This window comes from Nocardioides imazamoxiresistens (genome assembly GCF_032378595.1).
Taxonomy (GTDB): Bacteria; Actinomycetota; Actinomycetes; order Propionibacteriales; family Nocardioidaceae; genus Nocardioides; species Nocardioides imazamoxiresistens.
Window position 1 is genome coordinate 405,522 of record NZ_JAVYII010000004.1, and the last position, 21,490, is coordinate 427,011.

The window sequence follows — 21,490 nt, forward strand, 5'->3', positions numbered from 1 at the left end:
CGAGAGGGGGGCGGGGCCGGTGACGGAGCAGGCGTCGGGCAGGCCCTTCCCATCCGGCGACTTCTCGCGGTTCTGGCGCGCCCGGGCGGCGGCGGGCCTGGGCACCTACGTGACGCTGCTGGCGCTGCAGACGCTCGTCGTCCTCACGCTGGACGGCACGGCCCAGGACGTCGGCTGGCTCAACTCCGCCCGCTGGCTGCCGTACCTCGTGCTCGGCCTCGTCGTCGGGGCGCTCGTCGACCGCTGCCGGCGGCGGCCGGTCATGGTCGCCACGGACCTGGCCCAGGCGGCACTGCTCGCCGCGATCCCCGCGGCCTGGCTGCTCGACGTCCTGACGATGCCGCTCCTGCTCGTCCTGGTGGCCGCCTACGGCACCGCGTCCCTGGTCAACGGGGCGGCCGCGACGTCGTTCGTCCCGCGGCTGGTGGCGCGCGACGAGCTGCAGCGCGCGCACGCCCGGCTCGACGGCGCCGACGCCGTCGCGCAGACGGCGGGCCCGGCGCTCGGCGGCCTGCTCGTGCGGTGGATCGGCCCCCCGCTGGCCGTCCTGCTGGACGCGGTGACGCATCTGTACGCGGCGCTCGCGGTCGCCCGCCTGCGCACGGTCGAGCCGGTGCCGGCGCCCGATCCCGACACCGCGCCCGACGCCGCGCGCAGCGTCACGCGCGAGATCCGCGAGGGGGTGCGCTGGGTCTACCGCACCTCCGGGCTGGCGGTGCTCGCGGGTGCGACCCACGTCTGGTTCGCCGCCAACGCGGTCGTCGGTGCGGTGCTGGCGCCGTACGCACTGCTCACGCTCGGCCTGGACGCGCTGCAGCTCGCGCTGGCCACCGCGCTCGCGGGGGTCGGCGCCGTGGTGGGCGCGGTGGTCACGACGGCGGGTGGTCGCCGCCTCGGGATCGGGCCCGCCGTCATCACCGCGCACGTCGTGACGACCGTCGGCGTCGCCGTCATGCTGCTCGCCGGCGTCGGCACCACGGGGTGGGCGGCCACGGCCGTGCTCGGGGTGGGACAGGCGTTCTACGGCTTCGGGATCGGGTTCGGCAACTCGCACGAGGAGAGCTACCGCCAGGCCCTGACCCCGGACGCGATGCAGGGCCGGACCATCACGACCATGCGCTCGGCCAACCGGGCGGTGATCGTCGTCGTCGCGCCGCTCGGCGGGCTCCTGGCCGACCGGGCCGGGGACCGGTTCGCGCTCGGCGTCGCCGCCGCGGTCTTCGCCGTCGCGGTCGCCGTGCTCGCGGCCTCGCCGTTCCGGCGCACGCGCACCGTCGAGCCGTAGCCCGAGCCTCCCCGCGCGGATCCGCCCGCAGCTCGACCCGGGGACCGTGCCGTTCGTGCCAGCTCGGCCCCCAGGCGTACTCCCACGCGCGCCGCGCTTGCTGCTCCGGCGGGCCCGATCAGGCCGGATTGTGTACAAGACGCCGGGCAGATGGCGCTCAGGGGCTTGACGTGTGCCGGATTACATACAATCGTACGTGACACCGCTCACACAGGAGGAACGATGCGCTGTCACGCCACCGCGATCGCCGGGAGTTTCCTGGTCGTCGCGTCGATGCTCACCGGATGCAGCTCCGGTTCGTCCGACGGGGACGGGATCGAGATCTCCGTGACCCACCCCGACGACCTCTACGGCCTGCCGTGGCACGTCGGCCGCGACCAGGGCTTCTTCGAGGACGCCGGCGTCACGATCTCCAAGATCGTCCCGGCCGAGGGCGGCGGCGCGACGCTGCAGAACGTCGTCGCGGGGCGCCTGCCGTTCGGCGAGGTCGCCACCGGCGCCGTGGTGAAGGGCGTCGAGGAGGGCGCGCCGATCCAGGTCGTCGGCGGCGGGGTCCAGTCGGTCTCCGACGTGCTGTGGGTCGCGGCCGGCGAGGGTGGCCCGGCGGACGCCGCGGCGTCGGCCGGCACGACCTGGGGCTACACGAACCCGGGCTCGGTCACCGAGGCGATGAGCCACCTGGTGCCGACCGCCGCGGGCATCGAGGGCGTCGAGCGGGAGTCGACCGGCGGCACCGGCGCCGGCATCGCGCTGCTCGAGGCGGGCGACGTGGACCTCGCGTACGCCTCGCCCCGCGTCGTCGCCGAGCAGGGCGACGGGCTGCGCGTGGTGCTCGACAGCTCCGAGCACGTGCCCGTCTACCAGCAGACGGTGATCGTCAGCAGCCGCGACTACGCCTCCGACAACCCGGAAGAGGCGGAGGCGCTGCTCGCCGGCTACCACGAGTCGGTCGAGTGGATCTACGCGAACCCCGAGGAGGCCGCCGAGCTGTGGGCCGAGCAGGCCGACATCGACGCGGACACCGCGCTCGAGCTCGTGCAGCGCGCGGTCGACGCCGAGCACTGGGGCGTGGCGTTCAACCCGGAGGCCCTCGAGGCCGCCGCCGAGGGCCTCGCGGTCACCGACGGCATCAAGTCCGTCGACTGGAGCGAGTTCGCCACCACCGACCACCTCCCCGAGGACGCGCGAGGTGAGCTCCCGTGACCACGACCGCTCCCCGCACCGAGGCCCGCGGCGTCGAGGTCCGCGTCGGCGGCGTCTCGCGCAGCTTCGGCCCCGTCGAGGCCCTCGCGCCCACCGACGTGGTGCTCGCCCCCGGCTCGTTCACCGCCCTGGTCGGACCCTCGGGCTGCGGCAAGTCGACGCTGCTCGACGTCATCGCCGGCCTGCAGACGCCGACCGGCGGCCAGGTCGCGCTCGACGGCGCCGCGCTCTCGGGCCCGCGCCGCGAGACCGGCATCATCTTCCAGGAGGCCGCGGTCCTGCCGTGGCGCACCGTGCTCGACAACGCCGCCTTCGCGCTCGAGGTGCAGGGCGTCGGCAAGGCGGAGCGCCGCGAGGTCGCCCGGGAGACGCTGCGCAAGGTCGGCCTGTCCGGCTTCGCCGACGCGTACCCCCACCAGCTCTCCGGCGGCATGCGCCAGCGCACCGCGATCGCCCGCGTGCTGTCCACGCAGCCCGACCTCATCCTGGCCGACGAGCCGTTCGGCGCGCTCGACGAGCAGACCCGCACCGTGCTCGGCCTCGAGCTGCTGCGCGTGGCCCGGGAGGCGGGCACGACGGTCCTGTTCGTCACCCACAGCATCTCGGAGGCCGTGCTGCTCTCCGACCGGGTGCTCGTGATGAGCGCGCGGCCGGGGCGGATCATCGACGACTTCGAGGTGGCCCTGCCCGCCGAGCGCACCCCGGACCTCCTCGGAGCACCCGAGGCCGCCGGCCTGGTCGAGCGGGTCTGGCAGCAGATCCGCGGCGAGGCGGAGCGCGCCATGGCGCAGCAGGCGACGTCGTGAGCACGGCCGTCGTCGAGCGCCGCCTCGGGCTGACGGCCCGCGCCTGGACCGTCCTGCTCGTCCTCGCCGCCGCGGGGCTGCTCGAGATCGCGCCGCGCGTCGAGCTGGTCGACCCGTTCTCGGTGGTGCCGCTCAGCGAGATGGTGACCGAGCTGGTCGCGCTGCTCGGCACCGGCGGGTTCTGGGGCGACGCCCTCGCCCCGTCGCTGACCGCGATCGCGATGGCCTTCGGGCTCGCGCTGGTGCTGGGGGTCGCGGCGGGCGTGCTGCTGTGGGAGGTACGCGCCGTGCGCGCGGCCGTCGAGCCCTGGCTGACGATCTACTACGCCATCCCGACCTTCGCGCTCTACCCGCTGGTGGTCGCCGTGATGGGCGTCGGGCTCGGCCCGATCGTGCTGCTCGGCACCATGTTCGCCGTCGTCGCCGTGGTCACCTCGACCCTCAGCGGCCTCGACGCCGCGCCCCGCACGGTCCTGCGCCTGGCGGACTCGCTGCAGATGAGCCGCTGGCAGCGCACGACCAAGATCCTCGTGCCCGCGGCACTGCCGCACATCGTCACCGGCGCCCGCCTGGGCCTGTCGTACGCCCTCATCGGCGTGCTCGCCAGCGAGTTCGTGCTGTCGACGTCGGGACTGGGCCACTTCATCTCCCGGGCCTACAACGACTTCGCGTTCGCCCAGATGTACGCCGGGGTGCTGCTGGTGCTGCTCCTCGCCACGATCGTCAACGTCGGTTTCGCGGCCCTCGGCCGCCGTCGTCCGGAGGCCAACCGATGAGCACCGTCGCTCCCGAACGCCCGTCCTCGACCAAGCCCGCCACGCTCGGGGCCGGTCGTCGCGCCGGCGCCGCCGGCAGGTCCTTCGCCGTGCTGCTGATCCTGCCCGTGGTGCTCGTGCTGCTGTGGGCCCTCGTGGCGACCCTGGTCGACAGCCTGGTCTTCCCCGGACCGCTCGAGGCGCTCGGCGGGACGGTCGACGACCTCGGCGACGAGGGCTACCGCGCGAGCATGCTGACCTCGCTGCGCCTGCTGCTGGTGGCCTGGCTGATGGCTGCCGTCGTCGGCGGGCTGATCGGCTTCCTGCTCGGCCAGTCGGCGTTCTGGACGCGGGTCTTCAGCACGCCCCTGTTCGCCTTCTACTCCATCCCCAAGGTGACGCTCTACCCCGTCTTCCTGCTGCTGCTGGGGCTGGGGGAGGCGAGCCGGGTGGCGTTCGCGTTCTTCCACGGCGTCTTCCCGATGGCGCTGCTGGTGATGGGCGCGACCGCCGCGCTCGACCCCAAGCTGGTGCGGCTCTCCGCCGCCCTCGAGCTCAGCTGGTGGCAGCGCCTCACCAAGGTGGTCCTGCCCGCCCTCATGCCCACGGTGCTGCTCGCGCTGCGGATCAGCTTCGGCCTCACCTTCCTCGGCCTCGTGCTGGCCGAGATGTTCAGCTCCGACACCGGCCTCGGGCACGAGCTCGTCGCCAACGTCGCCAACGTCCGGGTCGACCGGATCGCCGGCCAGGTCGTGCTCATCGCGCTGCTCGCGATCGGGCCCGTGCTCGCGCTGCTCGGGCTCGAGCGCCGTGTCAAGGCCCGCGCCGGCATCCGCTGACCCGCCCTTCCCTCCAGGAGAGATGACGACCATGAACGAGAAGTCCCACGGTCCCCTGCACGGCCTGCGCGTGCTCGAGATGGGCCAGCTCATCGCCGGCCCCTTCTGCGGCCAGCTGCTCGGCGACCTCGGCGCCGACGTGATCAAGCTCGAGGACCCCGCCAAGGGCGACCCCATGCGCGAGTGGGGCCGCGAGCGCCCCGAGGGCGAGTCGCTGTGGTGGTCGGTCGTCGGCCGCAACAAGCGCTCGGTGACCTGCAACCTGCGTACGCCCGAGGGCCAGGCCCTCGCCCGCCGCCTGGCCGCGAAGGCCGACATCGTGGTGGAGAACTTCCGTCCCGGCACGGTGGAGCGGTGGGGGATGTCCTACGAGGAGCTGGCCGCGGAGAACCCGCGGCTGGTGATGGTGCGGGTCTCCGGCTACGGCCAGGACGGTCCGTACTCCCAACGTCCCGGCTACGGCTCGATCGGCGAGGCGATGGGAGGGCTGCGCTACGTCGTGGGCGACCCCTCGACGCCGCCGAGCCGCACGGGCATCTCGATCGGCGACTCGCTGGCCGCGACCTTCGGCGCGCTCGGCGCCCTGGCCGCGCTGCAGGAGCGCGAGCGCACCGGTCGCGGCCAGGTCGTCGACTCGGCGATCTTCGAGGCGGTGCTCGCGCTGATGGAGTCGACCGTGCCGGAGTTCCAGCAGACGGGCTACGTGCGCGAGCGCACCGGCGCGATCCTGCCGAACGTCGCGCCCAGCAACGTCTACCCCACGGCCGACGGTGCGTGGGTGCTCATCGCGGCGAACCAGGACACGGTCTTCCGGCGGCTGGCGGCCGTCATGGGGCGTCCCGAGCTGGCCGACTCCCCGGCGTACTCCACCCACGGCGCCCGCGGCGAGCGCCAGGAGGAGCTCGACGCGCTCGTCGCCGAGTGGACCGCGGGCCTCGACGCGGCGGTGCTGGAGAAGATGCTCGAGGACGGCGCGGTGCCGTTCGGGCGGATGTTCCGCGCCCCCGACATGATGAACGACGAGCACTACCGCGCGCGGGGCTCGATCATCGAGGTCGCCCACGAGCGGCTGGGGACGGTCGCGATGCAGAACGTCTTCCCGCGGCTGAGCCGCTCGCCCGGGTCGGTGCGCTGGCCCGGCCCGCCGCTCGGCTCCCACACCGACGAGGTGCTGGCCCGCGACCTCGGCCTCGACGACGACGAGGTGGCGCAGCTGCGGGCAGCGGGGGCGGTGTGAGCGAGGCGGGGCTGCCGGGGCTGCCGGCGCTGCCGGCGTCCCTGCGGGTCGTCGAGGTCGTGCTGCGCGACGGGCTCCAGGCGGTGCCCGACCCGGTGCTGAGCACGGACGACAAGGTCGAGGTGGTGCGCCTGCTGCTGGAGGCGGGCGTACGCGAGGTCGAGGCCGTGTCGTTCGCCCACCCGAAGGTCCTGCCCCAGCTGGCGGACGCCGCGGACGTGATGGCGCGGGTGCCGCGCGAGCCCGGGGTGCGCTACCGCGGGCTGGTGCCCAACCTGGTGGGCGCCCGGCGGGCGGCCGACTGCGGGCTCGACGAGATCGTGCTCGTGGTGCCGGCCGACGAGGGGCTGGCGCGTGCCAACCAGAACCGCGGCGTCGACGAGCTGCTCGACGAGCTCGGCGCGGCGGGCCCCGTCGTCCGCGAGTCCGGCGCCGACCTCGTGGTGGCTGTGGCCTCGGCGTTCTTCGCGCCCGCCCGCGGCGACGTGCCGTGGGCGGAGGCGGAGCGGGTCGTCGACGCGGCCGTGGCGGCGGGGGCGTCCGGGGTCTACCTGGCCGCGACCACCGGCATGGAGCACCCCTACGAGATGGCGGCCGGCGTCGCGCGCGTCCGCGCCCGCCACCCCGGTCTCGCCGTCGGCGTGCACCTGCACAACCGCAACGGGGCGGCGCTGGCGAACGCGGTGGCCGCGATGCAGGTCGGCGTCGACTGGATCGAGACCGCCTGCGGCGGCCTCGGCGGCGACCTGTGGTTCCCCGGCCCGGCCGAGGTGCTCGGCAACGCCCCGACCGAGGACCTGCTGCACCTGTGCGACGTGCTCGGGGTCGCGACCGGTATCGACCTCGGCGCCTATCATCGCGTCGTGGACCTCGTAGCGCGCCTGACGGGCCGACCCCCGGTGTCCTTCACCGCGCGGGGCGGCACGCGCGCGCAGCTCGGCGCCGCGCCCTGGCCGGACTCGCCGCCGGGCCGCGTGTGAGCACGACGGGGGCACGCCGACCGGACGCCGTGCAGCTGACCTACCAGCGGCTCTCGGACCGGATCGCGTCCGGCGACGTCCAGCCCGGCTCGCGGCTCAAGGAGTCGGCGCTGGCCGAGGAGCTGGGGGTGAGCCGTACGCCGGTGCGCGAGGCCCTGCGCCGCCTCGCCGCCGACGGGCTCGTCGAGGTGCACCCCAACCGCGGCGCCCAGGTGGTCGCGTACACCCCGGCCGAGGTCGCGGACATGTTCACCGTGCGCGTGACCCTGGAGCCGCAGGCCACGGCGCTGGCCGTGCCGCGCTTCGACGCCGCCGGCCTCGACGAGATCGAGGACCTGGCCGAGCAGATGACCCGGCTCGTCGACGACGGTCGCGACCTGCAGCGGCTGGGGGAGCTCAACCGCCGCTTCCACGAGTGCTTCCTCGTGGCCTGCGGCAACAAGGCGCTCGCCGCGGCGGTGACCGCGGTCGTGCGCCCGGCGGTCGTGCACCGCACCTTCCACCGCTACTCCGGCGAGGCGCTCGAGCGCAGCATGTCCCACCACCGCGAGCTCGTCGTCGCGGCGCGGGCCGGCGACGCCGAGTGGGCCTCGTCCGTCATGCGCACCCACGTCCTCGCCGCCCGCCACACCGCCACCGTCCGCCCGTCCGCCCCCTGACCCCCCCGGAGCCTGCGTCGAGGTGCGGGTTGCGCCGCGTTCTCGGGTGCCGAGTCGCGGGTTGCGCCGCGCCGAGCCGGCGCTCACGCGCGCGGGTGAGCCCGCTCCGCGGCGCAACCCGCAACTCGACGTGCGTACTGCGGCGCAACCCGCAACTCGACGCAGGGAACCGGGCCGCTCGTGCCGCCCCGGCGCGTCAGTGGAAGGGGCGCATGAGCTCGCGGAGCAGCGCGCCGAGGCGCTCGCGCTCGTCGGCGGGGAGGTCGGCGACGAGGGCCGCCTCCGCGGTCAGCAGGGCCTCGAAGGCGCCGTCGACGGCGGCCTTGCCGGCCGGGGTGAGCCGCACGAGGACGCCGCGGCGGTCGTTCGGGTCGGGCTGGCGGTCGACGAGGCCGCGCCCGGCGAGCCGGTCGACGCGGTTCGTCATCGTCCCGCTGGTCACGAGCGTCTCGCGCAGCAGCCGGCCGGGGGAGAGCTCGTACGGCGCACCCGCCCGCCGCAGGGCGGCGAGCACGTCGAACTCCCACGGCTCGATCTCGTGGGCGGCGAACGCCTTGCGCCGCGCGAGGTCGAGGTGGCGCGAGAGGCGGCTGATCCGGCTGAACACCTCGACGGGGCCCAGGTCGAGGTCCGGCCGCTCGCGGGCCCAGGCCTCGACCAGCTCGTCCACCTCGTCACGCATGCGGGGAAGGGTAGCGCCGATCGAGAATGCCGACCACAAGAATCTTGACGTCGAGACAAATGCGGCGCACCCTGGGGAGGAAGTCGACTCGGAGGAGACGGACATGGCCTGGGACCCGACGCACTACCTGCGCTACGCCGACGAGCGCGGCCGACCGTTCGTGGAGCTGCTCGCCCGCGTCGACGCGGAGCCGCGCCGCATCGTCGACCTGGGCTGCGGACCGGGCAACGTCACCGCCCTGCTCGCCCGTCGCTGGCCCGAGGCCTCTGTCCTCGGCGTCGACTCCTCGCCCGAGATGATCGAGCGGGCACGCGCCGACCACGCGGAGCACCCGACGCTGCGCTTCGAGACCGGCGACCTGCGCACCTGGGCGCCGCAGGAGGCGTACGACCTCGTCGTCTCCAACGCCACCCTGCAGTGGGTGCCCGGCCACCTCGAACTGCTGCCGCGCCTGCTCGGCGCCGTCGCGCCGGGCGGGACCCTCGCGTTCTCGGTGCCCGGCAACTTCGACGAGCCGAGCCACACGCTGCGCCGCGACCTCGCGGCGCAGCAGCCGTACGCCGCCCACCTCGCCGACATCGCGACCCCGGGTTCGCACGACGCGGCGACCTACCTGGCCGCCCTCGCGGCGGAGGGAGCCGATGTCGACGCGTGGGAGACGACCTACCTCCACGTGCTGCGCGGCGAGGACCCGGTGCTGACGTGGGTGAGCGCCACCGGGGCCCGGCCGACGCTCGAGGCGCTGCCCGACGACCTGCGGCACCGGTTCACCGAGGAGTTCGCGGCGGCGCTGCGCTCGGCGTACCCCGTCACCGAGGTCGGCGGCGAGCCCGGCGTCGTGCTGCCGTTCCGCCGCGTCTTCGTGGTGGCCCGTCGGGGCTGACAGGGCGGTCTCGACGGAATGGTTACCGACCAGTAGGGTCGCGCCATGTCCGCCGTCCTGAACCTGTGGAAGCAGACCACGTCGCTTCCCGTCGTCGGTCCCGTCCTCGGCTCGCGCGTCTTCTCGGTCGCGTTCGCCCGGAAGGCGCCGTACTTCGCGACCATCCGCCCGCGCTTCACCGAGCTGCGCCCGAACTACGCCGAGCTCGTCATCGGCAAGCGCCGGGGGGTGCACAACCACATCGGGACCGTGCACGCGATCGCGCTGTGCAACGGGCTCGAGGCGGCGATGGGTGCGCTGGCCGAGGTGACGATCCCGGCCGACAAGCGCTGGATCCCGAAGGGCATGGACGTCAGCTACACGGCCAAGGCCGACTCCGACATCCGGTGCATCGCCGAGACCGACCCGGAGCAGTGGACGGACGACGTCCTCCCGGCGGCCGGAGGGGACCTCCCGGTGCGCGTCAAGGGCGTCCGGGCCGACGGCACCGTGGTGATCGAGGGGGTCATCCGCCTGTGGGTGACCCCCCGCAAGAAGGGCTGAGCCGAGCCCTCAGACGGCCGGCCCGGCGGTGTTCGTGCTGTCGGACAGGTCGTCGACGACGGTGGCCTTCCTCGCCCGCGACAGCCGCTTCTCGAGCCAGGTCGCGAAGCCGGTGAGGATCAGGTTGACGATGATGTAGAGGGCCGTGATGACGATCGCCGTCGGCACGTGGTTGCCGAACTCCTGGTAGATCGGCCGGGCGACGGCCGTCAGGCCGGGAGCCAGGATGTAGTAGCCGAGGCTCGTGTCCTTCAGCGCCACGACGCACTGGCTGATCAGGGCCGGCAGCATGGTGCGCACGGCCTGGGGCAGCTGGATGAGCCACACGACCTGGGAGCGGCGCAGGCCGATGGCGTACGCCGCCTCGGTCTGGCCGGTCGGGACGGCGTTGATGCCCGCACGCAGCACCTCGGCCAGCACCGAGCCGTTGTAGAGCGTCAGCGCGATGACGACGCACCAGAACGAGCTGAGCGGTCCGTCGCCGAGCGCGTAGGCCACGAACAGGAAGACCATCAGCAGCAGCACGGGGACCGCGCGGAAGAACTCGACGACGAGCCAGGAGACCCATCGCACGACGGTGATCTCGGAGAGCTTGCCGATCCCGAACACGGCGCCGAAGACGACGGCGAACAGGATCGACAGGGCCGCCATCTGCAGGGTGGAGACGAGGCCCTCGAGGATGAACTGCACGTAGGAGGTCGTGACGAACGGCTCCCACAGCGCGTACTCGAGCTGGCCGCGGTCGGCCATCCGCATGACGACCAGCGCCGCCACGCCCAGCAGGAGGAGGGCCGCGACACCGGTCAGGATGCGGTGACGCATCCGGGCCTTCGGGCCCGGGGCGTCGAACAGGACACTGGCGCTCATCGACGGGCCGCCTTCCAGCGCCGCTCCAGCGCGTAGGAGGAGAAGGAGATGACCTCGACGATCAGCACGTAGCCGAGCGCGACGAGGAAGAAGATCTCGAGGACCTGGTCACCGTTGCGGTTGGTGATGCCCCGCATCGTGGCCGTCGCCTCCATCATGCCGAAGGCGGCCGCGACCGAGGTGTTCTTCGCGAGGGCGATGATGACGCTGGCCAGCGGCGGGACCACGGCGCGCAGCGCCTGCGGCAGCACGACGAGGCGCATGTTCTGGCCGAACGTCATGCCGATCGCGCGGGCGGCCTCGGCCTGGCCCAGCGGGACGGCGTTGATGCCGGACCGGATGGCCTCGCAGACGAAGGCCGCGGTGTAGAGCGAGAGGGCCAGGCAGGCCCGGAAGAAGAAGGACGAGACGTTCCAGCCCGCGATCTCGACCTGCTCGATGCTCTTGAAGGTGATGCCGAGCCGCGGCATCGCGATCGCCACGAAGATGAAGATCATCAGCAGCGGGGTGTTGCGGAAGACGGACACGTAGATCGTGGCTGCCTTCGACAGCACCCAGATCGGTCCGACCCGGGCGGCCGCGAGCAGCGTGCCGAGCACGAGGGAGCCGACGGCGGACACGAGGAGCAGGCCGATGGTGAGGCCGAAGCCCTTCAGGTACACCATCGGGTCGGAGAAGATCGCCTCCACGCGGCTGGCTCCTTCGGTGACGGTCGAGAGGTGGACGGGGTGGTCGCGACGCCACCGGACGGGGGTGGTCGCGACCCGCGCGACGGGCTCCCGGAACGGTCCGGGAGCCCGCCGCGCGGCTCAGCTGGTGACGAGCGTCAGGCGCACTCGTCGAGCGTCGGGGGCTCCGGCGTCTCGTCGAGGCTCACGCCCAGCGTGTTGTCGAACGCCTCGCCCCACGTGCCGTCGTCGAACGCGGCGGTGAGGGTGTCGTTGATCCAGCCGCACATCTCGGGCGACTCGATCGAGTAGCCGATGCCGTAGCGCTCCTCGGAGAACGGCTCGCCGACGACCTGGAGCTCGTCCGGGTTCTCCGCCGCGTAGCCGAGCAGGATCGCGCCGTCGGTGGTCATCGCCGCGACCGTGCCGTCGAGGACCTGGTCCACGCACTCGGAGTACGTGTCGAAGCCGCGCGGCACCGCACCCTCGGCCTCGGCGTTGTCGAGCGAGGTCGAGCCCGTGACCGAGCAGACCTCCTGGCCCTGGACGTCGGCGACGTCGGTGATGTCGCTGTCGGTCGGCACGAGCAGCTGCTGGCCGGTCACGTAGTACGGGCCGGCCTGGCCGACGACCTCGCGGCGCTCGTCGGTGATGGAGTAGGAGGCGATGACGAGGTCGACCTCGCCCTCCTGGAGGAACGGCTCGCGGTTCGAGGAGATCGTCTCGACCCACTCGATGTCCTCGTTCTCGAGACCGAGGGAGGCGGCGAGGATGCGGCCGATCTGCGGGTCGAAGCCGGAGGGCTGGTCGTCCGTGGCGCCCTTGAAGCCGATGCCCGGCTGGTCGAACTTGACGCCGATGCGGATGGTGCCGTCCTCGGCGATGCGGCGCATCGCGGTGCCCTCGTCGAACTGCTCCGCGGCGTCCTCCGCCACGTCGACGTCCACGTCCTCGTCGGCGCCGTCGCTGCCCGCGTTGCCACAGGCGGCGAGGGTGGCCGTCAGCACGACGCCCGTGAGCGCCGCCCACGTCCTGGTGAGTCGCATGGGTCTGCCTTCCCGTTCCCCCGGAAGTGGGAACTGCTTCGGTGCGGTGGTGGTGTCGCCGGGCCGGTTCGGGCGGTCCGGTGACGATGCGGGGAGGGGTACGGCGGGTGGCCGGCCGTCCCAGCGGGTCAGTGGGTCCTCAGTGCTTGAGGATCTTGCCGAGGAAGTCCTTCGCGCGGTCGGTCTGCGGGTCGGTGAAGAACTCGTGGGGGGTGTTCTCCTCGACGATCTGGCCGTCGGCCATGAAGACCACGCGGTTGGCGGCCGTGCGGGCGAAGCCCATCTCGTGGGTCACGACGATCATCGTCATGCCGCCCTCGGCGAGCTCGACCATGACGTCGAGGACCTCCTTGATCATCTCGGGGTCGAGCGCCGAGGTGGGCTCGTCGAAGAGCATCACCTTGGGTTCCATCGCCAGGGCGCGGGCGATCGCCACGCGCTGCTGCTGGCCGCCGGAGAGCTGGGCCGGGTACTTGTCCGCCTGGTGGCCCACGCCGACCCGGTCGAGCAGCTCGCGGGCGCGCTTCTCGGCGTCCTCGCGCTTCTGCCCCCGCACCTTGATCGGACCCAGCGTGACGTTCTCCAGGATCGTCTTGTGGGCGAAGAGGTTGAAGCTCTGGAAGACCATGCCGACCTCGGCGCGCAGCTCGGCGAGCGCGCGGCCCTCCTCCGGCAGCGGCTGGCCGTCGAGGGTGATCGAGCCCTCGCCGATCGTCTCGAGCCGGTTGATCGCGCGGCACAGCGTCGACTTGCCGGACCCGGACGGGCCGATGACGACCACGACCTCGCCGCGGTGCACCGTGAGGTCGATGTCGCGCAGGACGTGGAGCTCGCCGAACCACTTCTGCACGCCGGAGAGCACGACCAGGGGTTCGCCCTGCGCCGGCGTCGAGGGCTCCTTGTCCAGCATCGTCATGGCGCGGGAACCTATCGGCATCTGGTCCTCCGCGACCAGTGGGGACGGCCCGCGGGTGTCAATCGGGATCGATTCGTGACCGGTGGGCGCCGTCACCGCGGCCCCGAGGGCACCGGTCCGTCGTGGGTCAGCACGGCCGCGCACGTGGTGAGCAGCAGGACCGCGACGAGCAGCAGGAGCCACCCCAGCGCCAGGCCGGCGAGCGCGCGGGGTGCGGACACCTCGAGCTGCGCCGCGCACTGGAACGTCGACGCGAGCACGAGCAGCACCAGCAGGACGACCCCGGCCGCGACGGCCACGGGCAGCGGCCCCAGCGCGGCGACCTCGCCCAGGAGCCGGGCCGCGCCGAGGAGCACGGCGAGCTGGCACGCCAGCGGTGCGACGGGGCGACCGAAGCGGTCGTGCCGGGGCACGGCGGTCGCCCGCACGACCGTCGCGACGAGCGCCGCCGCGGCGAGGGCCACCAGGGGCGCGACGAACGAGGCCACCACCCGGGGCGCCTCCACCGTCTCGGCCCGCAGGAGCGAGAGCAGGTCGGCGGCGAGCAGCAGGGCGTACGCCGTGGGGAACGGCACGAGGTCGCGCGCGGCCTCGAAGGCCGAGGGACGGGGGCGCAGCAGCAGCGCGGCCAGCTGCCAGCCGTGGCGGAAGCGCTCGGGGCGCTCGGGACGGGCGGTCCTGGAGGTCTCCGGGGAGGTCATGGCGCGGCGCGTACCCGACGCCCAAAGGGCGAACCCCGCGATCCGCAGGATGTGGATAGCGCCGTCGCGCGGTCGTACCCTGGGGTCCGCCATGCCTGAGACCGCCAGCCCCGACACGCACGCTCCGCGCACCTACGACGTCCGCACCTTCGGGTGCCAGATGAACGTCCACGACTCCGAGCGCCTCACCGGCCTGCTGGAGGACGCGGGGTACGCGCCGTTCGACCGCACCGTGGCCGGCGACGGCGACGAGGCCGACGTCGTCGTCTTCAACACCTGCGCGGTGCGGGAGAACGCGGACAACAAGCTCTACGGCAACCTCGGCCACCTCGCGCCCGTCAAGGCGCGCCGCCCGGGCATGCAGATCGCCGTCGGCGGCTGCCTGGCGCAGAAGGACCGCGGCGAGATCACGCGCCGGGCCCCCTGGGTCGACGTCGTCTTCGGCACGCACAACATCGGCTCCCTGCCCGCGCTGCTGGACCGCGCCCGCGTTCAGGAGGAGGCCCAGGTCGAGATCCTCGAGAGCCTCGAGGTCTTCCCCTCGACGCTGCCCACCAAGCGGGAGTCGGCGTACGCCGCGTGGGTGTCGATCTCGGTCGGCTGCAACAACACGTGCACCTTCTGCATCGTCCCGAGCCTGCGCGGCAAGGAGAAGGACCGCCGCCCGGGCGAGATCCTGGCCGAGGTGGAGGCCCTGGTCGCGGAGGGCGTCACCGAGGTGACGCTGCTCGGCCAGAACGTCAACGCGTACGGCGTCGAGTTCGGCGACCGCCAGGCGTTCTCGAAGCTGCTGCGCGCCTGCGGCCGGATCGAGGGCCTCGAGCGCGTGCGGTTCACCTCGCCGCACCCGGCCGAGTTCACCGACGACGTCATCGAGGCGATGGCCGAGACGCCGAACGTGATGCCGTCGCTGCACATGCCGTTGCAGTCGGGCTCCGACACCGTGCTGCGCGCGATGCGCCGCTCGTACCGCCAGAAGAAGTTCCTCGGCATCATCGAGCGCGTGCGCGCCGCGATCCCGGACGCCGCGATCACCACCGACATCATCGTCGGCTTCCCCGGCGAGACCGACGAGGACTTCGAGCAGACGCTGCACGCCGTGCGCGAGTCGCGCTTCTCGGGGGCGTTCACGTTCCAGTACTCCACGCGCCCGGGCACGCCGGCCGCGACCATGACCGACCAGGTGCCGAAGGCGGTCGTTCAGGAGCGCTACGAGCGCCTGGTCGAGCTCGTCAACGAGATCGCGTGGGAGGAGAACCGCGGGCTCGAGGGCCGGCGCCTCGAGCTCATGGTCGCCGAGGGCGAGGGACGCAAGGACGCCGAAACGTCGCGGATGTCCGGCCGGGCCCCCGACAACCGCCTCGTGCACTTCGCCGCGGACTTCACCCGTGTCGACGGTGCGGTCCCGCGGCCCGGCGACATGGTGGAGGTCGAGGTCACCTACGGCGCCCCGCACCACCTGGTCGCCGACGGCCCGGTCCTCGCCGTGCGCCGCACACGCGCGGGCGACGCGTGGGAGCGGCGCACCGCCGAGCCCGCCGCCCCGAAGGGCGTCGCGCTCGGCATGCCGACCGTGGGCCGCCCCGAGCCGCTGCCGCCCGTCGTCGACGCCTGCTCGGTGCGCTGAGGGCGGAGCACCGCCCGCTGCGTGTCGGATCGCGGTCACCCGTCTGCTCAGCGATCCGACACGGAAGGCGCCCCGGGCCGCTCCAGGGGCGTTCAGGCCGCCCGGTCCGCGAGGTCGCAGCCGACGCCGCACGCACGGGGGCGGCCGGACCAGCCGCGGTCGCGCAGCACCGCCGAGATCCGGCGAGCGGTGGCGCACGCCCGGTCGTACACCTGGCCGTAGGAGAGCCGGAGCGTGACCAGGCCGTCGACGGCGGCGTCCAGGTCGCGCTCCATGTCGCGGTCGCGTGAGCTGGCACTGTCGTGGTGCAGGCGGCCGTCCAGCTCGATGACGACGCCACCGAGCGCGGCGTCCCGGTAGACGACGCCCGACGGGGTCCGCTCCCGGACCTGCCGGTCGAAGACGGGTAGTCCGTGGGCCCGCTCGACCCGCTCGAGGTAGCCGCGCTCGAGGACCGAGCAGCTGCCGGCGGCCACGTCCTCCAGGATGCCCCGCCAGAACGCGCGGTCGGCGACCCTCGGGCGCGACGCCAGGTTCTCGGCGAGCCTGCGCGCGACGGTCCGCCGGTTCTGCACCCCCGCGGCGAGCACCGCGATCCCGTCGATGCGGCGCGGCTCGAGGAGAGCGACCGTCAGGCTGGCCTCCTCGTAGCACTGCCGCGGCGGCCCGAGGTTCCACTGCACGCCCTGGTCGAGCCGGGCGAGTCGGTGCACGCGGACGCCCGGCCTCGGAGCGAGCGCCCGGTCCCGGCCCACCGCGACGTGGATCGGGCCGGCGTCGTCGTGCCGCCGGCGCCCCGGGCCGTCGGCGGCCCGCAGGGCCGACACGCCGTGGAGCGCAGCCGGCCAGGTGACGAGGACGGCCGCCCACGCGCGCTGCTGCCACGTGGTCGGTCCGTTGTGGGCGACGTACACGCCGGGGTGCACCGGGACCAGCGCGCCCCGCTCGATCCACCGGCGCACCTGCCAGGCGGGCGCGGTCCTCAGCAGCTGCGCACGGGAGACGACGTCGTCCTGCGACGCCAGCAGCGCCCGGACGGGCTCGGGGATCGGGGAGGGCACGGTCCCTCGGCTACCCGCGGACCAAGGGCGCAACCGCGTACCCCGGCCGTTGTGGAGAAGGTGCCTGTGTGTCGGATCGTGGCCACCCGTCTGCTCAGCGATCCGACACGCAGCGGGTCACCGCCCGATCAGGCAGGCGGCTCGACGCCGCCGTTGACGTCCTCGGCCTTCTCGGCGTCGGCGTCGGGCTCCTCGTCCTCGTCCGTGCGCTGCTTCAGCACGTCGGGGATCTCCTCCTCGGCCGGGTTGGCCTCGGGGTCCGGGTCGGGGACGGTCGGGACGTCGGCGGTCGCGCCGTACTTCTCCTCGTCGTCCAGCGCGTCCGCGCCGCCCGGCAGGGGCTCGCGGGGCTCGATCGTGGGCTCGGGCTGGGGACCGGGGTCGCTGCTCATCGTTGCTCCTCGTCGTCGAAGCCGAACGTCAGGTACGCGCGGGGCGTGGCCACGAACGTACCCGTCGGGCCCACGACCCTCGCGAGCTCCGCGAGCGCCACGCGCTCGTGCGGCACGACCGGGTCGGGGAGGGCGTCGAGGGGGAACCAGCGCAGGTCCGCGCACTTCGCGCCCTCCTGGATCGTGGGCTCGCCCTGCCAGTGCGTCGCGGCGAAGAAGAAGTCGACCCGCTCGTCGATCGCCGGCGCCGGGTCGGGGCCGGGCGCGCGCCGCTGCATCGTCGTGAGGAAGAGCAGGTCGGGACGCACGCCGAGCTCCTCGTGGGCCTCGCGCCGCGCGGCCACGGGCACCGTCTCGCCCTTCTCGACGTGCCCGGCCGCTCCGGCGGCCCAGTGGTCGTCCATGTAGCCCGTGCCGGAGCGCAGCTGCAGCAGCACCTCGGGGGCCGCGCCGCCACCGCTCGCGGGTCGCAGCAGCAGCACGTAGGCGGCGGGCACCACGACGAAGCGCCCGATGCCGACGGGGTCGTCGAGCACCGGGCGCTGCGTCGCTGCGTCGGAGGCGTCGGTCACCGGACGGGGCCGGCGGGACCACCGGGCGTGCCGGGCGCGCCGGGGCCGCCGTGGCCGTCGTTCCTGTCGTCGATCTTGTCGAGCGTCTCCTTCGCCTTGGTGGTGCCCTTGGCGATCTTGTCGGAGTACTTGCCCTTGGTCTTCTCGTCGGCGAAGCGGGCGGCCTTGTCGATGCCGCCGTTGATCTTGTCGCCGTGCTTGTCGACGGCGTCGCTCGCCTTCGTCCTCGCCTGGCCGAGCGCGCCCTTGAGCTTGTCGCTGAAACCCATCTGGTGCCTCCTGGTCGTTGCGGTGCTGGAAGGATAGCCAGCGTGTCCGAGCCCGCCCCGCTGTCGATCGAGCCGCCGGTCGTGCCCCCGATCGTGGCTGTGGTGGGCGCCACGGCGGCCGGCAAGACGGACCTCTCGCTGGACCTCGCCGAGCGCCTCGGCGGCGAGGTCGTCAACACCGACGCGATGCAGCTCTACCGGGGGATGGACGTCGGGACGGCGAAGCTGCCGGTCGCCGAGCGGCGCGGGATCCCGCACCACCTGCTGGACCTGCTGGACGTCACCGAGCCCGCCAGCGTCGCGGACTTCCAGACCCGCGCCCGCGACGTGATCGCCGGGCTGCGCGACGCCGGCCGGACCCCCGTGCTCGTGGGCGGCTCGGCGCTCTACACCCGCGCGGTGCTCGACCGCTTCGACTTCCCGGGCACCGACCCGCAGGTGCGGGGGCGGTACGAGCAGCAGCTCGCCGAGGTGGGCGCCCCGGCGCTGCACCGCCTGCTGGCGCAGCGCGACCCCGAGGCGGCCGCGGGCATCGAGCCGGAGAACGGCCGACGCGTCGTGCGGGCGCTCGAGGTCGTCGAGCTGACCGGACGTCCCTTCAGCGCGTCGCTGCCGCGCATGGAGCACGTCGAGCCGCGCACCGTGCAGATCGGCGTGGCCATCGACCGCCCCACGCTGGACGACCGGATCGAGCGCCGGGTCGCCGCGATGTTCGCCGCGGGCCTGGTCGAGGAGGTCGAGGTGCTGCTCGCCCGCGGGCTCACGGAGGGGCTGACGGCCTCGCGCGCGATCGGCTACCGCGAGGTGGCGGCGTACTTGGCCGGGGAGATCGACCGCGACGAGGCGCAGCAGCGCACCGTCGTCGCGACGCGGCGCTTCGCGCGCCGCCAGGAGGCCTGGTTCACCAAGGACCCGCGGATCGTCTGGGTGCGCTGGGACGACCCCGACCGGGTGGCGACGGCGCTGGCGGCCGTGGCGGCGGTGCCCGCGCACGGGTAGGTGCGCAAGAACGGTCGGGCGCGCACGGCGCGCCGCGGCCCACACTGCTCCCATGAGCGAGCACGCACCCACCGGCCGCGACCGCCTGCGCGAGCTGCTCGACGCGGTGCTGGACGAGGAGAACCCCCGCCTCGGTGACATGGCGCGCGACGCCCACGCCTCGCCGCACCACTTCGCGCGCCAGGTCAGCCGCGACGCGGGCGAGCCGCCGGTCGCGCTGCGCCGCCGGGTGCTGCTGGAGCGGGCCGCCTGGCGCCTCGCGAGCGGCGGCAGCGTCACCGACGCGGCGCTGGAGGCCGGCTACGACTCGGTCGACGGGTTCGCCCGGGCGTTCGGCCGGGCCTACGGACATCCGCCGAGCGCGACCACCGCGGGCACGGCGCCCTGGCTGAGCGCCCCGAACGGCATCCACTTCCACCCGCCGAGCAACCTGTGGGTGCGCGACGACGACGCCCCGCGACCGCACCGGGCCCGTCTCGACCCGGTGCTCGCCGTGCAGCTGCACCACGGGGTGGCCGACACCACGCTGCTGCTCGAGACCGCCCGCCACCTCGACGCGGAGGCGTACCGGCGGGTGCTGCTGCCCGGCCACCGCGTGCACGCCTGGACCCCGCCCGAGGAGAGCGTCGCCGCCCTCCTGGCCGGGGCCGTCTTCGCCGAGGAGGTGTGGGTGGCCAGCATCGAGGGCGCCGACCACCCCGGCGCCGGCGGCGACGACCTCGCCGACCTCGAGCGCCGGCACCGCCGCGCGGGGCCGCGGTGGATCGCCGCGGTCACCGGGATCGCGGAGCGCGACGCCTGGGCCGACCGGCTCGTCGACGCGCTGTGCGAGCCGCCCGAGTCGTTCGTCCTGAGCGCCGTCGTGGCGCACGTGCTGCAGTACACGGCCCACCGCCGCCTGCTGGTGCGCGGGCTGCTCCGTGACCTCGGCGTCCTCGACGACGCCCCGCCCGCCCCCGACCTCGGCGACCCGCTCGAGTGGGCGCGCGAGCCGCACCGCCCCTGACCGCCCGCCCGACCGCCCCCGCAGGAGGAGCACCCGTGTCCACCGTCTACTGCACCGCGACCAGCCTCGACGGCTTCATCGCCACCGACGACCACTCCCTCGACTGGCTGCTCTCGCGCCGCATCGACGAGGACGGCCCCGAGAACATGGGGGAGTTCCTGCCCGCGATCGGCGCCCAGCTGATGGGTGCCTCGACCTACGAGTGGGTCGCGCGCCACGCGGGCGGCTCGCCGTGGGAGTACGCGGCCCCCACCTGGGTGCTCACCCACCGCGGCGAGGAGCTGGCCGCCGGACGGCCCTCCGCCTGGGCCGGGGCCGACCTCCGCTTCGCCGCGGCTGACGGCGACGACGCGCTGCGTGCCCTGCACGCCGAGGCGGCCGCGGCCGCCGGTGGTCGCGACGTGTGGGTGGTGGGCGGCGGGGAGCTCGTCGGGCGCCTCGCCGACCTGGACCTGCTCGACGAGGTGGTCCTGTCCTACGCCCCGTGCGTCCTGGGCTCGGGGGCGCCGCTGCTGCCGCGACGCGTCGAGCTGGAGCTGCGGGCCACGGCGCGCAACGCCGACTTCGTCACGGCGCGGTACGCGGTGGTGCGCTGAGGCCGGTCGGCTCGGCGACGACGTCCGCCGGCCTCCAGCCGGGCGGCCCGAACAGGTAGCCGGCGCGTTCGCGCCACGACCGGGCCGAGCGCAGGTCCTGCCAGATCTCGCGGTAGTGCCCGTACTGCAGCTCGATGAGGTCGAACGTGTCGACCTTCGTGGTCAGCCCGTAGGTCGGTCGGTGCCGCTCGGGCGCGAACGTGCCGAACAGCCGGTCCCAGACGATGAGGATCCCGCCGTAGTTCCTGTCGAGGTACTCGGGGTCCGAGCCGTGGTGGACCCGGTGGTGCGACGGGGTGTTGAAGACGTACTCCACCGGCCGCGGCAGCCGGTCGACGAGCTCGGTGTGGGTGAAGAACTGGTAGACGAGGTTGACGCCGAACGCTACGTAGAGCGTCCACGGCGCGAAGCCGAGCAGCGGCAGCGGCAGCCAGAAGAAGAACTCGAACCAGGGGTTCCACTTCTGCCGCAGGGCGGTGCCGAAGTTCATGAACTCGCTGGAGTGGTGGGCCTGGTGGCCGGCCCACGCGATCCGCACGCGGTGGCTGAACCGGTGGTGGGCGTAGTAGCCGAGGTCGAGCCCGACGACGAGCAGCACCCAGTACCACCACGTGTCGACCGGCAGGTGCCACGGCGCGAGGTACGCCGAGACCGCCACGAACCCGAAGAACGTGACGACCTTGAACGCGGTGAGGAAGACCAGCGAGACGACGCCCATCGAGATGGACGCGCGGGCGTCGCGCAGCGCGTACCCCGTCAGGTTGTCGTCGTGGTCGAGCCAGCGCAGGGCCGCGAGCTCGATGAGGATCGTGAGCACGAAGAACGGCGCCGCGTAGGTGACGGGGTTCTTCAGCGGGTCGAGAACGTCGAGCACGGGGGACCTCCCAGGATGTGACCT

At 73.7% G+C, this 21,490-nt stretch carries 25 protein-coding genes; 14 read left to right on the forward strand and 11 right to left on the reverse strand.

Translation table 11 applies throughout. The features are described 5' to 3' along the window. Positions 1 to 19 precede the first annotated feature (19 nt). From RDV89_RS11225 to RDV89_RS11260, 8 genes are all read left to right on the forward strand, one after another. Positions 20 to 1,285, forward strand: coding sequence for an MFS transporter (locus RDV89_RS11225; RefSeq protein WP_315733134.1), 1,266 nt, complete (start codon positions 20 to 22; stop codon positions 1,283 to 1,285). A gap of 222 nt (positions 1,286 to 1,507) precedes the next feature. Next, on the forward strand, positions 1,508 to 2,488 hold the full coding sequence (locus RDV89_RS11230; protein ID WP_315733135.1) for an ABC transporter substrate-binding protein: 981 nt from the start codon (positions 1,508 to 1,510) through the stop codon (positions 2,486 to 2,488). Beyond that, positions 2,485 to 3,294: an ABC transporter ATP-binding protein gene (locus RDV89_RS11235; protein WP_315733136.1), complete on the forward strand. Its 810-nt coding sequence runs from the start codon at positions 2,485 to 2,487 to the stop codon at positions 3,292 to 3,294. Before RDV89_RS11230 ends, RDV89_RS11235 begins: the two co-directional genes overlap by 4 nt. Continuing rightward, positions 3,291 to 4,070, forward strand: a complete 780-nt coding sequence (locus RDV89_RS11240) for an ABC transporter permease (RefSeq protein WP_315733137.1) — start codon at positions 3,291 to 3,293, stop codon at positions 4,068 to 4,070. Before RDV89_RS11235 ends, RDV89_RS11240 begins: the two co-directional genes overlap by 4 nt. Continuing rightward, on the forward strand, positions 4,067 to 4,888 hold the full coding sequence (locus RDV89_RS11245; protein WP_315733138.1) for an ABC transporter permease: 822 nt from the start codon (positions 4,067 to 4,069) through the stop codon (positions 4,886 to 4,888). The genes RDV89_RS11240 and RDV89_RS11245 overlap by 4 nt, the downstream gene beginning before the upstream one ends. A 31-nt stretch (positions 4,889 to 4,919) precedes the next feature. Further along, positions 4,920 to 6,125: a CaiB/BaiF CoA transferase family protein gene (locus RDV89_RS11250; protein ID WP_315733139.1), complete on the forward strand. Its 1,206-nt coding sequence runs from the start codon at positions 4,920 to 4,922 to the stop codon at positions 6,123 to 6,125. Further along, positions 6,122 to 7,105, forward strand: coding sequence for a hydroxymethylglutaryl-CoA lyase-like TIM-barrel protein (locus RDV89_RS11255; protein ID WP_315733140.1), 984 nt, complete (start codon positions 6,122 to 6,124; stop codon positions 7,103 to 7,105). Before RDV89_RS11250 ends, RDV89_RS11255 begins: the two co-directional genes overlap by 4 nt. Continuing rightward, positions 7,102 to 7,764, forward strand: coding sequence for a GntR family transcriptional regulator (locus tag RDV89_RS11260; RefSeq protein ID WP_315733141.1), 663 nt, complete (start codon positions 7,102 to 7,104; stop codon positions 7,762 to 7,764). Before RDV89_RS11255 ends, RDV89_RS11260 begins: the two co-directional genes overlap by 4 nt. 196 nt (positions 7,765 to 7,960) lie before the next feature. Here RDV89_RS11260 and RDV89_RS11265 read toward each other — a convergent pair whose 3' ends face one another. Then, positions 7,961 to 8,446, reverse strand: a complete 486-nt coding sequence (locus tag RDV89_RS11265; RefSeq protein WP_315733142.1) for a MarR family winged helix-turn-helix transcriptional regulator — start codon at positions 8,444 to 8,446, stop codon at positions 7,961 to 7,963. A gap of 103 nt (positions 8,447 to 8,549) precedes the next feature. Between RDV89_RS11265 and RDV89_RS11270 the strand changes: the two genes are divergently transcribed. Both RDV89_RS11270 and RDV89_RS11275 read left to right on the forward strand, forming a co-directional pair. Beyond that, positions 8,550 to 9,329, forward strand: coding sequence for a trans-aconitate 2-methyltransferase (locus RDV89_RS11270; protein WP_315733143.1), 780 nt, complete (start codon positions 8,550 to 8,552; stop codon positions 9,327 to 9,329). A 45-nt stretch (positions 9,330 to 9,374) separates the two neighbouring features. Further along, the gene (locus RDV89_RS11275; RefSeq protein WP_315733144.1) at positions 9,375 to 9,872 is read left to right on the forward strand and encodes a hotdog fold domain-containing protein; all 498 of its coding nucleotides are present in this window, start codon (positions 9,375 to 9,377) and stop codon (positions 9,870 to 9,872) included. A gap of 9 nt (positions 9,873 to 9,881) precedes the next feature. Here the strand turns inward: RDV89_RS11275 and RDV89_RS11280 are convergent, their stop codons facing one another. From RDV89_RS11280 to RDV89_RS11300, 5 genes are all read right to left on the reverse strand, one after another. Then, a complete protein-coding gene (locus tag RDV89_RS11280) occupies positions 9,882 to 10,739 on the reverse strand; it encodes an amino acid ABC transporter permease (RefSeq protein ID WP_315733145.1) in 858 nt (285 codons plus the stop codon). Next, entirely contained in the window at positions 10,736 to 11,428 is a 693-nt protein-coding gene (locus RDV89_RS11285) for an amino acid ABC transporter permease (RefSeq protein WP_315733146.1), read from the reverse strand. The genes RDV89_RS11280 and RDV89_RS11285 overlap by 4 nt, the downstream gene beginning before the upstream one ends. 137 nt (positions 11,429 to 11,565) lie before the next feature. Then, the gene (locus RDV89_RS11290; protein ID WP_315733147.1) at positions 11,566 to 12,453 is read right to left on the reverse strand and encodes a glutamate ABC transporter substrate-binding protein; all 888 of its coding nucleotides are present in this window, start codon (positions 12,451 to 12,453) and stop codon (positions 11,566 to 11,568) included. A gap of 139 nt (positions 12,454 to 12,592) precedes the next feature. Then, on the reverse strand, positions 12,593 to 13,369 hold the full coding sequence (locus RDV89_RS11295; protein WP_438823272.1) for an amino acid ABC transporter ATP-binding protein: 777 nt from the start codon (positions 13,367 to 13,369) through the stop codon (positions 12,593 to 12,595). A gap of 92 nt (positions 13,370 to 13,461) precedes the next feature. Further along, positions 13,462 to 14,070 carry a hypothetical protein gene (locus tag RDV89_RS11300; protein ID WP_315733148.1) on the reverse strand — a complete coding sequence of 203 codons (609 nt, stop codon included), beginning with the start codon at positions 14,068 to 14,070 and terminating at the stop codon, positions 13,462 to 13,464. Between the two features lie 91 nt (positions 14,071 to 14,161). Here RDV89_RS11300 and miaB point away from each other — a divergent pair, with 91 nt between their 5' ends. Beyond that, on the forward strand, positions 14,162 to 15,697 hold the full coding sequence (gene miaB, locus RDV89_RS11305; RefSeq protein WP_315733149.1) for a tRNA (N6-isopentenyl adenosine(37)-C2)-methylthiotransferase MiaB: 1,536 nt from the start codon (positions 14,162 to 14,164) through the stop codon (positions 15,695 to 15,697). 92 nt (positions 15,698 to 15,789) lie between these two features. On the opposite strand, the gene RDV89_RS11310 is transcribed toward miaB, so the two are convergent. From RDV89_RS11310 to RDV89_RS11325, 4 genes are all read right to left on the reverse strand, one after another. After that, complete coding sequence (locus tag RDV89_RS11310) at positions 15,790 to 16,758, reverse strand: putative endonuclease domain-containing protein (protein ID WP_315733150.1); 969 nt, start codon at positions 16,756 to 16,758, stop codon at positions 15,790 to 15,792. Between the two features lie 128 nt (positions 16,759 to 16,886). Continuing rightward, entirely contained in the window at positions 16,887 to 17,150 is a 264-nt protein-coding gene (locus RDV89_RS11315; protein ID WP_315733151.1) for a hypothetical protein, read from the reverse strand. Beyond that, positions 17,147 to 17,722: an NUDIX domain-containing protein gene (locus tag RDV89_RS11320; protein ID WP_315733152.1), complete on the reverse strand. Its 576-nt coding sequence runs from the start codon at positions 17,720 to 17,722 to the stop codon at positions 17,147 to 17,149. The genes RDV89_RS11315 and RDV89_RS11320 overlap by 4 nt, the downstream gene beginning before the upstream one ends. Further along, positions 17,719 to 17,991 (reverse strand): antitoxin, encoded by a 273-nt coding sequence (locus RDV89_RS11325; RefSeq protein WP_315733153.1) that lies wholly within the window; start codon positions 17,989 to 17,991, stop codon positions 17,719 to 17,721. Before RDV89_RS11325 ends, RDV89_RS11320 begins: the two co-directional genes overlap by 4 nt. Before the next feature lie 42 nt (positions 17,992 to 18,033). Between RDV89_RS11325 and miaA the strand changes: the two genes are divergently transcribed. From miaA to RDV89_RS11340, 3 genes are read left to right on the forward strand one after another with little or no spacing between them, the layout of a single operon-like run. Continuing rightward, on the forward strand, positions 18,034 to 18,990 hold the full coding sequence (gene miaA / locus RDV89_RS11330) for a tRNA (adenosine(37)-N6)-dimethylallyltransferase MiaA (protein ID WP_315733154.1): 957 nt from the start codon (positions 18,034 to 18,036) through the stop codon (positions 18,988 to 18,990). Positions 18,991 to 19,042: 52 nt separating this feature from the next. Next, the gene (locus RDV89_RS11335; RefSeq protein WP_315733155.1) at positions 19,043 to 19,996 is read left to right on the forward strand and encodes a helix-turn-helix domain-containing protein; all 954 of its coding nucleotides are present in this window, start codon (positions 19,043 to 19,045) and stop codon (positions 19,994 to 19,996) included. Between the two features lie 35 nt (positions 19,997 to 20,031). Next, the gene (locus tag RDV89_RS11340) at positions 20,032 to 20,592 is read left to right on the forward strand and encodes a dihydrofolate reductase family protein (RefSeq protein WP_315733156.1); all 561 of its coding nucleotides are present in this window, start codon (positions 20,032 to 20,034) and stop codon (positions 20,590 to 20,592) included. Here the strand turns inward: RDV89_RS11340 and RDV89_RS11345 are convergent. Next, positions 20,564 to 21,466, reverse strand: coding sequence for a sterol desaturase family protein (locus RDV89_RS11345; RefSeq protein ID WP_315733157.1), 903 nt, complete (start codon positions 21,464 to 21,466; stop codon positions 20,564 to 20,566). The genes RDV89_RS11340 and RDV89_RS11345 overlap by 29 nt on opposite strands. Between the last annotated feature and the right edge of the window lie 24 nt (positions 21,467 to 21,490).